Raw genomic sequence first — 13,653 nt, 5'->3', positions numbered from 1 at the left:
CTTAAGAAAAGATAGGGAATATTAAGGGTGAATTATGATGAGCTGAGCTGAGCTGAGCTGAGCTGAGCTGAGCTGATAAATATTTATGTGGTTTATTTTATAGATGAAGTGAAAGGAGGGTAATAGAACTATGAATGTTAATGATTTTAAAAATAAGATAGAACCTGCTCTCCCTGAGTATTTGTTTGAGTACAGTTTCTTTTCTGATGGTGATTTTGGAGATCTGGATCGTGCCGAGTTTAAAGGTCATCAGAAAATAGGCGCGGTGGAATTTTGGTCAAAAGGTTATATTGGTATTGACATTTATGATATTCAACTTGATGAACAAATATTTAATATATTGATTAGCCCTGAGGAAGAACCATCGGAAGCTATAGAAAGGCTGATGAAAATTCTAAATGATATAGAAATTAATAACAATTAGAATGATGGTATTAAATATTGATGAGTTTGTTTTAGATGGCTGGGAAATATATTCCGAAGCTGACTTTTATCGCGAATTTTCTGCATTGTTAAATTTTGGCGATTATTATGGCTGTAATCTCGATGCTTTATGGGGCAGACTAAGTACAGATGTAAAAAGACCAGTAAAAATTATTTGGTTACACTCTGAATTATCAAGGTTAGTTTTCAGAGGCTCTTTTGATAAAATTGTAATGATTCTCGAGAAGATTAAATAATGAGATATCCAGTTCGACTGGAACGAAATGTTTGACTATATTTTAAAGTAAAAATTTTACGTTATCGTGTCAGAAGTTTTTGCTTGGATTCAAACCCGGTAATGTATGTCAAACTCTGTATGCAATAGTTATTTTTAGTGATGGTGGAACTAACTCATTTGGTAAACAATAGGAGGACATATGTGGCATAACTTAAAATTAGAAAATGTTGGCAAAATTGAAAAAACAGTAGCCGAATTTATTATTTGGATGATTGATATTTTACCATATGCAAAAATGAAAGTTAAAATTTACGAAAATCAATCAGGTGAATATACCGGAATAACAGATCTTAGGATAAAAAGAAAATTTGATGGTAGTCCTGAATCAGTTATAGGATACGGCAGTAGTATCGAAGAAGCTTTAGAGGATACTATAAAGTACTTTAATACCATGTTGAAAGAAGATGGCTTTGACAGGTTAACAGAAGATAACATCGAATATAGCGAATCTTCTGATTTTTAATAATAAGATTCGCTATGGTTAGATGGTTGATACTTATTGAGTACCAACGGAAATGCAACTTTTACCCCATGATTATTTAGCAAATGATCATGGGGATTTAGCATAGGTATGTGTGATATGGGGACAGTTAAAATTGAGACTGTAATTTAAATTGTGTAATTCCCTGTTTTTGATATGTTCATTTCGAAAATTCCCACTGTCCAAAAAAGTCCTCCCCAACCCGCACCGATAGCTAAATCCTTATCAGGATAACCCTATACCATCCGCGCCACTGACTTCGTCGCCATGGACTGGTAGTACGTTGGAAAAATTCCGCGGGGTCAGTCCACTCTCTCTTTTGCTGATTTCCCCCATCAATAGGTAATGTGCCGTTAAAGTTCGCTCGAACACCGTTGGCTGGTATGCTTAACACATGGTAAGCCACGTTGTTGAGAGACCTACCCATGCCTGAACGCGAAAAAAATATCAATATTCAACCACTCTCCGCTATTTCCCGAACGCATTTTCTTCCCGCACTGCTGACGATCGTTGCCGTATCCGGCCTGTGTGCATTTGTATCGCCGCCGCTGGGGCCGTGGAGCGTGATTTTGTCTAATCCTGGAATGTATATCGATCTCCTGGCGCTGCTTTTTCTGCTGTTTATATTGTGGAGTTCAACCAAAGTACGCATGAACCATGTGGCGGTTAACTGGGTACGCTACGGACTGCTGCTGTGGATTGCCGGGGGAACGTTTGACCTGATGGACGAAATCTTCCATCAGCCGCGCTGGATGGGCTACTACTGCGAAGATCTCTTGCGCTTGTCCGGGATGCTGCTGACCGCTATTGGGATCTACAAAATCATTGAGCGTATCAATCTTCTGTACGTCGATGCGCGTTCTCAATCGCTGAAGGATGAGCTGACCCAGTTGCCAAACCGCCGCTTTTTTATCGACACCATCCGCGAGAAAGAGGGGCATCCGCTGGCGCTAATGATTGTCGATATCGATTTCTTTAAGAAAATCAATGACACCTACGGCCATCTGGTGGGCGATGAAGTCTTGTTTGCCCTCGGTAAGCAGCTGGCGAAGCTCACCAGCGAAAAAGTGCTGCCATCGAGGATCGGCGGAGAAGAGTTCGCCATTATTGTTGATGGTCTGTCGGCGCAGGAAGTTGATGAGCTGGCGCAGTCAATTTTGCAAAATGCCCGCGCGATCCTGATTAATCACCATAATCCGCTGTCGATCAGCATTGGCGTCGGCCTGCGCAATCAGGATGAACCGCAGAATGAGTTTATTAAAAAGGTCGATGACGTGCTCTACAAGGCGAAAAATAACGGTCGCGGGCGCGTGGAGTGGGCCGCATAGCGCGGCCTGAATCATCCCTGCTGAGCGCTGCGGCAGTGACGGCGATATTCGGAAGGGGAGCGCTCGGTATAGCGTTTAAACACCCGGCAGAAATAGTTGCTGTCGACAAATCCGCAGTTATGGGCGATCTCTTTCACCTTCAGGTCGTAGCCGCGCAGCAGCTTTTTCGCTTTCTCCAGGCGCACGCTGGTGAGGAATTCGTTGAAGCCGACGGAACCTGATTTCTGGAAAATATGCGAAAGATAGTTGGGCGTAATATGAAAACGTTTCGCAACCGACTCGCGGGTCAGGGGTTGGCTGAGATGCTCTTCCAGATAATCCTGTACCGCCATAAACAGGTCGCGGCTGCGGCTGACCCGCATCTCCAGGCCAACCAGTTGCTCAAGGCAGTGGCTCAAGAGCGCAGCGACCACCAGCCTGGCGGTCACCGGATCCGGCTGCAGGCAGATTTCATTGAGCGACAGCAGCAGGTAGGAGCCCACGCGTGGCCCGAGGCGAGCAACGTTCTGCTTTTCCGTTCGCAGCTGTTTGCCATCCCAGTATTGCACGCAAAACCCGAGCTTCTGGCGACCAAACAGGATGCTTAGCGTTGATGCCGGTCCGGTCCATTCCGGCTGGGTCCATTTCCCCGCCTGGACGTAAAGCACCTGCGAGGTGGATAGCATCGTCTCCGACAGCGGCAAGCCATTTTCCTTCAGTTCACCCTCCAGCACGATTTCCAGCCGAGGAAAGGGCACTTTAAACGCCAGCGCAGGCTCGGAGATATCCGGTTCGGGAAACCTGACGTGCAGATTATCCTTCTGATTTACTAAACGATTTAAAATGTCTGCCAGATCGTCAATCATCCCGTTAGCCTTAGAGTGGAGCTATTATCCTGTTGATTATAATCTATTTTGTCGGGGCTGATTTGTTCTGTATCAGGCTACCCCAGTATTGATAGTCCTGGTGAGGATCAGGTGGTGACTGGATTTTGATAGCCATCACACTTTTCCCTGCCGTGTATGCTTGTCCAGTTTTTTGTAGTTTTAGCCTCATGTATTCCCGGTCGGCACAGATTAGAGTTTGTTTTGTGTTATCGATAAGTTAAGGAATATAAATATGGAACAACAATCTGCGGTTTATCTGGAAGCGCTGGGAGCGAACATTGCGCTGACTGAGAAAATGAAACAGGAACTGGATACTCTGGGCTACACCGTCGTGCATAACGTGGCGGACGCGGAATGGCTGGAGGCGATGCGCTCGCTGATTGACGCCATCGTTGAGAAAGAGGGCGATAACCTGGCAATTGAGCACCATCAGGAAGCGACGGCAACGCGCATAGCCAACCTGATTAATAAAGGGGTGGTTTGGGAGAAAGTCTGGTCCCATCCGCTGGTCCTTTCTGCCTGTCAGTATATTTTTCAGGGGGATTTTAAAATCTCCAGCCTGAACGCGCGGGAAGCGCTGTTTAACGGTGGTCATCAACCGCTGCATGCGGACTGGAAAAAGCCGCGTCCGGATTTCCCGAAAGTGCATCTGGTTAATGCTATCTGGGCTATTGATGATTTAAGCGCGGAAAACGGCGCACCGCGCATTATTCCTGGAACGCATCACCGACCGGAGCTGCCGGAAGAGGTGTTGGATAATCCAGAGCTGACGCATCCTGATGAGGTGGTGTTTGCCGCTCCGGCGGGTAGCGTAATGATTTATAACGCCCATGCCTGGCACGGCGGGACGCGCAATCGCATCGGCAGCAGACGGCGCGTATTGCACAGTTTGTATATTGACCGCGAAGATACGGCGCAGCAGGATCAGCAGCGCTGGCTGACGCCGGAAACCGCCAGCCGCCTGACGCCTGCGCAGAAATGGCTGCTGGGTGTGGAGTAAATTGAATTGTAGCCCCGGTAAGCGCAGGGTATGAACCGGAAACATGGGTAACACTTTAGACCGGATACATGGGTAACAGTTATAACTGACATAGAAGAGGAGACTCACTATGCCCTGGACTGAGACCCGACCTATGCAACGTCTTGATTTTATCCGTGCCTGCCATGCAGGTACGGGCTCCTTCTCTGCTCTTTGCCGTCTTTTCGGCATCAGCCGAAAAACTGGCTATAAATGGCTTGAACGTTTTGACCCTTCTGACCTCTCATCTCTCTCTGACCGCTCACGCGCTCCCCACTCCCACTCCCGGACTGTTCCTGATGATATCGTCGGGCATCTGACTGCCCTGCGTCAAAAACACCCTGACTGGGGGCCTAAAAAACTGCGGATGTGGTTGCTCAATCACCATGTCGATTTTACCGTACCTGCTGCCAGCACTATCGGCGATATCCTCAAGCGTGAAGGCCTGGTCCCGGATAAAAAGAGAAAACGCAGAACACCGGGTAATCGCCAGCCCCTGACCCTCATCACTGAGAACAATCAGGTCTGGAGCGCTGATTTTAAAGGCAAGTTCAGGTTGCTGAGCAGAGAGTACTGCCATCCCTTCACTCTGACCGACAATCACAGCCGATATCTGCTGAGCTGCCGTGGAACATTCCGGGAGAGTGAATCCTTTGTCAGAGAGTGCCTGACTGATGCGTTCCTGGAATATGGCCTGCCGGAAGTCCTCAGAACTGATAACGGTCAACCCTTTGCGGGAACAGGTATAGCCGGATTAAGCCGTCTTGCCGTCTGGCTAATCAAGCTGGGCATCAGACCGGAACGTATCAGAAAGGGTCATCCGGAAGAAAATGGCCGCCATGAGCGAATGCATCGCTCCCTGAAAAGTGCGGTGAAATATGGCAACACCTTCATGACGATGGCAGAACAACAGCGGTGGTTCAGTGACTACCGGGAAGAGTTTAACCACGAGAGGCCGCATGAAGCCCTGGCAGGCGCAACGCCCGGAACGGTGTGGCAACCGTCGGGCCGACAATGGGATGGCAGTGTTCCGGAATATGTGTATCCGGCAGGAGGCACGGTCTACAGGGTGAAATCGAGGGGAACACTTTATATGGGTAAAAAGGGGGCGGTGTTCCTGAGTGAAGCGCTGACTGACGAGTACATTATGCTGAAAGAACAAGATGATGGCCTGGAAGCCATCATCTTTAATGGAATAACGCTTGCGTACTATGACCAAAAAAACCAGAGTGTGCTCCGGATAGACTAAAAAGTGTTACCTATGTTCCCGGTCTGATCTGTCACCTATGTATCCGGTCATACAGCAGCGCGACCGGGGGAAAGTTCGACGCTGCCGAAGTGCTATTTCCCCGGGCCGCGGCGCAAGCGCCTTGCCCGGGCTACAAAATCGCAGGCGCACTCAAGGGATCTCAATATAAACAACCGGCTTTTTCATGATGCATTTCACCGCCTCGACAATCTGCTGCGGCTGCAACAAGAAAGTTTTGATGCTGGTCTTAATGGTACGGATGCCGCTAAAGCGTTTGGCATCGTCAATCTCAATATCCGTCACCAGCAGAACGACATCGACATGGGCAATATCGTCCGCCGTGATTTTGTTCTCAACCCCCAACGCTCCTTGCGTTTCAATTTTGATATTCCATTTCTCATGGTGGCCGACCTTTTCCAGGCGCTCGGCTGCCATATAAGTGTGAGCGACACCGCTTACGCAGGCCGTTACGGCAACGATATTGAAATCCATAGCATCCTCCAGGCGTTATCCGCCGATGGTCACGCTAAAACCAGCCTGTTCAGCCAGCGTCTTGAATGGTTGAATCTCAGATTCTTCAGGTGCTTTAATCATCGACATCGACCATGTTTTTCCCAGTAAGTGATATTTTGGTTCGCCGTATTGATGGAACGGTAGAAGATGAATTTCGGGCAGCTTAAACGGGGCTAAAAACGCCAGGATCTGGCGGAAATTCTCTTCATCAAGCGTAAAACCCGGAATTAACGGCACCCGAGGAATGACGTGAATATTGGCTTCCACCAGGCGGGTGAAGTTATCCAGCACCCGTGGCATATTCATCAATAGCTGCCCTCGGGCCTGTGCTTCATCCATAATTTTAAGATCAAATAAGACTTCATCACACTCTTTCGCCAGCGGGAAAAAACGGCTGAACGCGGTATCGCCAGCCGTTTCAATCGCGGTTCTGATCCCCCACTCGCGTAAGCTGCGCAGAAGACGAGTGGCAAACTCGGCCTGCATCAGCACTTCGCCTCCCGATAGGGTGACGCCGCCGCCGGAGGCGCGGAAGAAAACCTCGTCTTTTAGCACTTCCTTCAGCAGATTATCCAGCGTGACGTCGCGACCAATTTGCTCCCACGCGCCGGAAGGGCACTCGACAACATCCTGCTGGCAGCGGGAACAGTGCAGGCATTTGCTCTCCCGGCGCACGGTCTGGATTTTCGGCGAGATCGACTCCGGGTTGGCGCACCACGGACACGTATGCGGGCAGCCTTTAAAAAAAACGACGGTGCGGATCCCCTGACCGTCATTTAAAGAGTAGCGCTGGATGTTAAAAATGCGCGCCTTATCGGCGCGCGTTTCCATCACCTCACAGCTGATGCGCGGTGCGGCGGATAATGTCATCCTGAATCTCCTGCGACAGCTCGACAAAGAAGGCGCTGTAGCCCGCGACGCGTACCACCAGACCGGCAAAATCCTGCGGTCGCTGCTGGGCTTCACGCAGCGTGTCGGCGTTGACCACGTTGAACTGAATATGCTGCAGCTTCAGCTTGGTGAACGCCTGTAAAAAATCGGCCAGCTTGTTCAGTCCGCCGTCACCGGCAAGCGTCGCCGGGGTGAATTTGACGTTCAGCAGCGTGCCGTTGGACAGCAGATAGTTATCCAGCTTGCTCACCGATTTGAGCACTGCGGTCGGGCCCTGAGAATCCTGGCCGACCATCGGCGACAGCCCTCCATCCGCCAGTTGTTCCCCGGCCAGACGCCCGTCCGGGGTCGCGCCAACCACTGAACCCAGCGGCACGTGGGCAGATACGGTATATGAACCCGGCGTGAAGTGGCCGCCGCGCGGGTTCTGGTACTGCTCAACTTCTTTGCAGTAGAAGCGCAGCAGGTCGGCGCTGATGTTATCCACTTCGTCGATATCGTTGCCGTATTTCTCAAAGCGGTTGATCAGCCGTGCGCGGATTTTCTCGCCTTCCGGCGTCTGGAAGTTGGCTTTTAGCACCGCCATAAGCTCGGCAAAGCTCAGGCGTTTTTGCTCAAACACCATTCCTTTTAGCGCGTGCAGCGAGTCGCTGAGGTTGGCGATGCCGATGCCCTGGACTCCGGAGAAGTTATAGCGCGCGCCGCCTTCGGTAATATCTTTGCCGTGCTGCACGCAATCTTCAATAAAAGAAGAGAGCAGGGGAACCGGTGCCCAGTCGCGGTGGCCAATATCGCAAATATTGCTGCCTTCGACCATCAGACGAATGTAGTAGCGTGTCTTGTCGCGGATCTGGTCAATCAGTCCGTCCCAGGTGATGTCAGGATTGCTTTCGTTCTCCAGCATCACGATTTCCATCACCTTCAGCAGGTTGAACATCGCGATATCGTGCAGGCCGTAGGTGCGCCCCGGGATCGACAGCTCAACGCAGCCGACGACCGAGTAATCCCGCGCGTCTTCCAGCGACACGCCGCGGTTGAGAAACGCCGGGATCACCACTTCATCATTAAAGATTTGCGGAATGCCGGTGCCGAGGCGAATGGTCTCTGCGGTTTTGCGCAGGAAAGGGCGGTCGATCAATTCATTGACCCGCACGCCGAGGTTCGGCTGCGGCAGACGCACGTTCTGATAGGCGTCGAGGGACAAAAACGACAGGATATTCACCGCGCTGCGCCCGGTCTCGGTCAGGCCGCCGAGCAGGGCCGTGTAGCCGGTTGGGAAGCCCGCGAAGTAGCGCGCGCTGCTGGTGGAGCGCAGCAGAACGATATCGTTGCACTTCACCCACAGCGATTCCAGCAGCTCTTTGAGGAACTGCGGGTCCTGGCCGCGATTCAGCGACACCTGATAATACGGCAGCATGTACTGGTCAAAGCGCCCCAGCGAAATGGAGCTGGCGTTGGATTCATATTGCAAAATGATATTCATATACCAGAAGAGCTGGCTGGCCTGCCAGAAATCCTCCGGGCGATGCACCGCGTTATGGCGAGAAATTTCGGCGATAGTTTCCAGCTCTTTACGCCGCTGTTCATCAACGCAGCTGGCGGCCATTTCATCGGCCAGCGCCGCATAGCGCAGAATATGACGCTGAGAGGCTTCCAGCAGGATCAGTACCGCCTGATAGAAGCTGTTTTGCGGATGCTGTTTGTTGACCGCTTTAAGCTCTGCCACCAGCGCGGAAAGGCCGTTTTCCAGCAGGCGAGGGTAGTCAATAATGATGTGCCCCTGGCCCTTATCGGTCTGGTTAACGCTAAAAATCTGCGTGCTGACGGCGGTTTTCACTTCATCCGTCATCTGGCTGTTGATGAAGTCCTTCATCGAGCGATTTTCCCAGTACGGGAACAGCTCTTCACGATAGATACGTTTGTCTTCTTCGCTAATGTTGAAGCGGTCCTGCGGGCGGGTCGGGAATTGATCCAGCTCTTTGAGCAGCCAGTAGGGGTCCATCTCCGGGGAGACAATTCCGGCGCGCGGTTTAATCGTCCGGTTACCGGCGATCAGTTCATCATCACGAATCGAAATCTGTACGTGGTCGAGGACCCATTCGGTCGCTTTCGCCCGGCGGATCATCACCGGCTCCCCCTCCGTCTGCTTATGGCTGGCGGTATAGAGCAGTGCGCGCTCGAGGGAGATCTCGCGCGGGTTAGCGAACAAACGGTCTTTTAAACGTTGAGTGCGATTAGTCATGACAAACTCCATGTTGTTTTTGCGGGGCGCAGACCGCACCCCGCGATTTTATTCAGGCATTCTGGGAAAGGTGGCTGTCAATTTTGTTCATAATGGCTTCGGCGCGCTTAACGGCGTCACTGATGTTGACGCGCACGATGGTTTTACCGGCAAAACGCTCTTCGAACTTGATGCCGATATCTTTGGTCAGGATAACCATGTCGGCGCTGGCGACGTCTTCTGCCGTCAGTTCATTCTCAATGCCGATGGAGCCCTGAGTCTCGACTTTGACCTGCCAGCCTTTGGCTTTAGCGGCGCTTTCCAGCGACTCAGCGGCCATATAGGTATGTGCGACGCCAGACGGGCAAGCGGTAACGGCGATAATTTTGGTCATAAAATATTCCTTCCAGTTTTTCAGTTAATTTCGAAATCAAGATCCATCTCGTCATCAGCTTTGGCGTCTGACGTTTTCTTCTTAGCAAGGGCTTTGAACAGAATGACGCAGGCTGCGCTAACGATGGCACCAACCGCGAGACCCGCGATAAAGCCGAATTTACCTTCAACGACCGGCAGAACGATCAGTCCACCCCAACCGGCGTAGCACTGCGCGCCGAGCAGCGCAGCGGTCACACAGCCGGCGGCGGCGCCAATCATGTTGGCCGGGATCACGCGCAGTGGGTCGGCGGCGGCGAAAGGAATCGCGCCTTCGGTGACGCCAACGCATCCCATAACCAGCGCGGCTTTACCGGTTTCGCGCTCTTCAGCGGAGAAGTATTTACGGCCAATCAGCGTTGCCAGCCCCATGCCCAGCGGCGGTACGGCGATGCCAACGGCGGCAATCGCGACGACGCTGTAAACACCTTGCGAAACGCAAATCAACATAAAGGCGTAGGCAACTTTGTTTACTGGCCCGCCCATATCGAAAGCCAGCATCAGGCCCATAATGATGGCCAGCACGACGATGCTGCCTTCGCGCATCCCTTGCAGCCAGCCGGTTAAGCTGGCAGTCAGCGCGCCAATCGGTTCACCGAGGCCCCACATCATGATCCCGGCAGTAATAAAGGTGCCGATAATCGGGATAACAAAGATAGGCATCACCGAGCGCAGGACTTTGTGCACCGGGATTTTCTTCAGGTAGTAGACCACCAGGCCGCCGATCATCCCGGCAATCAGCGCACCGAAGAAACCAGCACCGAAGCTGTTGCCAACCCAGGCACCAATCGCGCAGGGGGCCAGCGCCGCGCGGTCGGCAATGGAGTAGCCGATATAGGCCGCCAGGAACGGCACCATTAACGTCAGACCGGCCACGCCGATATCAAACAGCTTTTTCAGATTAGGATCGGTGGCAACATCGGGCACCGCGCCCTTGCCGTACAACATGACGGAGACGGCCAGCAATATTCCTCCGGACACGACAAAAGGGATCATATGTGAAACCCCGGTCATGAGGTGCTGGCGTGTATTTTTTAGTATTTGCACCAGTTCGTTCATTGTTTTCTCCTGAGCCTGTGCGGCTCGTGACTGAGTTGATGCATCAACCTTAGAAAAAGGGCGGCTTATAAAACAGTAGAGAAAAAGTGCATTTACTGGATATTTGTAAGGCGAGAAGAAAATTGCGATCCACCTCAAATCTTAGTCCTGCTGGGTTTTTAAGCTATTTGGCTGGCGTATTTGTGATGTCGAGCATAAAAAAGATCCGTGCATACAATTATCCAGTAATTACCAGTTTTGTCGCGTAGTGGCTGGCGGCTTCTTTCTTTACTTTTGAGGCAATAACGTATTTTCAGGAGGAAGACGATGGCTCTGGTAATTGAATTCATATGTGATTTGCCCAACGGCGTACATGCGCGTCCGGCAAGCCTGGTAGAAACGCTGTGTAATACTTTTTCGTCTTCGGTCGAATGGTTGAATACCCGCAGCGAAGGGCGCGGGAATGCGAAAAGTGCGCTGGCGATTATTGGTACCAACACCATTAAGGGTGATAGCTGTCAGCTGATCATCAGCGGTCAGGATGAGCAGCAAGCGTTTGACGCGCTGTCGGCCTTTATCACCGACGAATTTCCGCACTGCGATGCGCCGTTGCCGACGGTCGATCAAATGGACGTTCAGCCGGTTCCGGAATCGCTCTCACGCCTTAATCCCACGCTGTTTCATGCCTTACCTGTCTGTGCCGGAAGCGCGGGCGGACGGCTCACGCATCTTAAATCGCTGGATCTGCGCGATTTAGGCACGCTGCCGGCGGCGGGAAATATTGAACAAGAGCAGGCGTCGCTGGATAAAGGGTTGATGCTGCTGGTTAAAAATATTGAGTTCCGTTTGCTGGATAACGACGGCACCGCCAGCGCGATCCTTGAAGCACATCGTTCTTTAGCGACCGATGCCTCGCTGCGCCAGCATCTGCTTGGCGGCCTGCTGACCGGCCTGAGCTGTGCTGAAGCAGTGGTGGCGACCAGCGAACATTTCTGCGCTCAGTTCAGCGCCTCCGGCAATAGCTATTTGCAGGAGCGCGTGCTGGACGTTCGCGACGTCTGCTTCCAGCTGCTACAGCATATCTACGGCGAATCGCGCTTCCCGGTGCCGGGCAAGCTGACGGAAGAGTCTATCTGTCTGGCTGATGAATTAACCCCCAGCCAGTTCCTCGAACTGGATAAAACGCTGCTCAAAGGACTGCTGCTGCGCAGCGGCGGCACGACCTCACACACGGTGATCCTCGCGCGCTCATTTAATATTCCGACCCTGGTGGGCGTCGATATGGATGCGCTGCTGCCGTGGGTTGATCAACAGGTGCAGATTGACGGCAACGCCGGTTTGGTGGTGGTGAAACCCGATGAAGCCGTCGCGCGCTACTATCAGCAGGAAGCGTGGGTACAGGAGCAAATTCGCCGTCAGCAGCAGACCTGGCTGGATAAAGAAGGGCGCACGGAGGACGGCATTCGTCTGGAAGTGGCGGCGAACATTGCCCACTCGGTAGAGGCGATGGCGGCATTTAATAACGGCGCGCAGTCGGTAGGGCTGTTCCGCACCGAAATGCTGTATATGGACCGCCCGAGCGCGCCGTCGGAAAATGAACTTTACAACATCTTCTGCCAGGCGCTGGAACCGGCCAACGGGCGCAGCATTATTATTCGTACCATGGATATCGGCGGCGACAAGCCGGTGGCCTATCTCAATATTCCGGCGGAGAACAACCCGTTCCTCGGCTATCGCGCGGTGCGTATTTACGAAGAGTATCAGGCGCTGTTCCGCACCCAGCTGCGGGCAATTCTGCGCGCTTCGGCGCACGGTTCGCTGAAAATCATGATCCCGATGATTTCATCGATGGAAGAAATTCTATGGGTCAAAGAGCAGCTGGCGGATGCTAAACAATCGCTGCGCAGCGAGCATATTCCGTTTGATGAGAAAATCCCGCTGGGCATTATGCTCGAAGTGCCATCGGTGATGTTTATCATCGATCAATGCTGCGAAGAGATTGATTTCTTTAGTATCGGCAGTAATGACCTGACCCAGTATCTGCTGGCGGTGGATCGCGATAACGCCAAGGTAACGCGTCACTACAATAGCCTCAATCCGGCATTCTTACGCGCGCTGGATTATGCGGTTCAGGCGGTGCATCGTCAGGGGAAATGGATTGGCCTGTGCGGTGAGTTGGGAGCTAAAGGTTCGGTGCTGCCGCTGCTGGTAGGGCTGGGGCTGGATGAGCTGAGCATGAGCGCGCCGTCGATTCCGGCGACCAAAGCGCGTCTGGCGCAGCTTGATAGCCGCGCCTGCCGTCAGCTGCTTAATCAGGCGATGCAGTGCCGCACTTCACTTGAAGTCGAACACCTGCTGGCCCAGTTCCGCATGACCCAGCAGGACGCGCCGCTGATTAGCGCCCAGTGCATTACGCTGAACAGCGACTGGCGCAGCAAAGAGGAAGTGATTAAGGGCATGACTGATAACCTGCTGCTGGCCGGGCGCTGTCGCTACCCGCGCAAGCTGGAGGCCGACCTGTGGGCCCGCGAAGCAGTGTTCTCTACCGGGTTAGGGTTTAGTTTTGCCATTCCGCACAGCAAATCGGAGCATATTGAGCAGTCAACCATCAGCGTCGCTCGTCTGGCGCAGCCGGTGGTCTGGGGCGACGATGAGGCGCAGTTTGTCATTATGCTCACGCTGAACAAACACTCGGCTGGCGATCAGCATATGCGTATTTTCTCGCGTCTGGCGCGGCGTATTATGCATGAGGAGTTCCGCAAGGCGCTGGTGACGGCTGAGAGCAGCGAGGCGATTGCGACGCTGTTGCAGCGCGAGCTGGAGCTGTAGTTCGGGCCGGAGAATCTCCCCGGTGGCGCTGCTGTATGACCGGATACATAGGTGACAGATCAGACC

General features: G+C 52.4%; 13 protein-coding genes. 7 read left to right on the top strand and 6 right to left on the bottom strand.

What is annotated here, in order from left to right; translation table 11 throughout:
* The first annotated feature begins 130 nt into the window (after positions 1-130).
* The 4 genes from HV213_RS18045 (at position 131) to HV213_RS18030 (ending at position 2,530) form a co-directional block, all read left to right on the top strand.
* Positions 131-424, top strand: coding sequence for a hypothetical protein (locus HV213_RS18045; RefSeq protein WP_181482753.1), 294 nt, complete (start codon positions 131-133; stop codon positions 422-424).
* 1 nt (position 425) lies between these two features.
* Positions 426-680, top strand: coding sequence for a barstar family protein (locus HV213_RS18040; RefSeq protein ID WP_228288553.1), 255 nt, complete (start codon positions 426-428; stop codon positions 678-680).
* 180 nt (positions 681-860) lie between these two features.
* A complete protein-coding gene (locus tag HV213_RS18035; protein ID WP_181482752.1) occupies positions 861-1,184 on the top strand; it encodes a hypothetical protein in 324 nt (107 codons plus the stop codon).
* 443 nt (positions 1,185-1,627) lie between these two features.
* On the top strand, positions 1,628-2,530 hold the full coding sequence (locus HV213_RS18030) for a GGDEF domain-containing protein (protein ID WP_181482751.1): 903 nt from the start codon (positions 1,628-1,630) through the stop codon (positions 2,528-2,530).
* An 11-nt stretch (positions 2,531-2,541) separates the two neighbouring features.
* Here HV213_RS18030 and HV213_RS18025 read toward each other — a convergent pair whose 3' ends face one another.
* On the bottom strand, positions 2,542-3,375 hold the full coding sequence (locus HV213_RS18025; RefSeq protein WP_181482750.1) for a helix-turn-helix transcriptional regulator: 834 nt from the start codon (positions 3,373-3,375) through the stop codon (positions 2,542-2,544).
* Positions 3,376-3,628: 253 nt separating this feature from the next.
* Between HV213_RS18025 and HV213_RS18020 the strand changes: the two genes are divergently transcribed.
* Both HV213_RS18020 and HV213_RS18015 read left to right on the top strand, forming a co-directional pair.
* Positions 3,629-4,396 (top strand): phytanoyl-CoA dioxygenase family protein, encoded by a 768-nt coding sequence (locus tag HV213_RS18020; RefSeq protein WP_181482749.1) that lies wholly within the window; start codon positions 3,629-3,631, stop codon positions 4,394-4,396.
* A 109-nt stretch (positions 4,397-4,505) separates the two neighbouring features.
* A complete protein-coding gene (locus HV213_RS18015) occupies positions 4,506-5,663 on the top strand; it encodes an integrase core domain-containing protein (protein WP_181482744.1) in 1,158 nt (385 codons plus the stop codon).
* A gap of 150 nt (positions 5,664-5,813) precedes the next feature.
* On the opposite strand, the gene HV213_RS18010 is transcribed toward HV213_RS18015, so the two are convergent.
* The 5 genes from HV213_RS18010 to HV213_RS17990 are packed head-to-tail and all read right to left on the bottom strand — an operon-like array spanning position 5,814 to position 10,779.
* Positions 5,814-6,155, bottom strand: coding sequence for a PTS fructose-like transporter subunit IIB (locus tag HV213_RS18010; RefSeq protein WP_110277185.1), 342 nt, complete (start codon positions 6,153-6,155; stop codon positions 5,814-5,816).
* A 15-nt stretch (positions 6,156-6,170) separates the two neighbouring features.
* Entirely contained in the window at positions 6,171-7,046 is an 876-nt protein-coding gene (locus HV213_RS18005) for a [formate-C-acetyltransferase]-activating enzyme (RefSeq protein ID WP_181482748.1), read from the bottom strand.
* Positions 7,012-9,309, bottom strand: coding sequence for a formate C-acetyltransferase (locus HV213_RS18000; protein ID WP_181482747.1), 2,298 nt, complete (start codon positions 9,307-9,309; stop codon positions 7,012-7,014). The genes HV213_RS18005 and HV213_RS18000 overlap by 35 nt, the downstream gene beginning before the upstream one ends.
* 52 nt (positions 9,310-9,361) lie before the next feature.
* Positions 9,362-9,682 (bottom strand): PTS fructose-like transporter subunit IIB, encoded by a 321-nt coding sequence (locus HV213_RS17995; RefSeq protein WP_004100938.1) that lies wholly within the window; start codon positions 9,680-9,682, stop codon positions 9,362-9,364.
* 20 nt (positions 9,683-9,702) lie between these two features.
* The gene (locus HV213_RS17990) at positions 9,703-10,779 is read right to left on the bottom strand and encodes a PTS fructose transporter subunit EIIC (RefSeq protein WP_181482746.1); all 1,077 of its coding nucleotides are present in this window, start codon (positions 10,777-10,779) and stop codon (positions 9,703-9,705) included.
* Positions 10,780-11,085: 306 nt separating this feature from the next.
* Here HV213_RS17990 and ptsP point away from each other — a divergent pair, with 306 nt between their 5' ends.
* Complete coding sequence (gene ptsP / locus HV213_RS17985) at positions 11,086-13,587, top strand: phosphoenolpyruvate--protein phosphotransferase (protein ID WP_181482745.1); 2,502 nt, start codon at positions 11,086-11,088, stop codon at positions 13,585-13,587.
* Positions 13,588-13,653: the final 66 nt, after the last annotated feature.

The sequence above is a fragment of the Klebsiella sp. RHBSTW-00484 genome, assembly GCF_013705725.1.
In the GTDB taxonomy this organism is placed as follows: Bacteria; Pseudomonadota; Gammaproteobacteria; order Enterobacterales; family Enterobacteriaceae; genus Klebsiella.
Note: the sequence above shows the minus strand (reverse complement) of the source record. Positions and strands in the feature narration are given on the sequence as shown.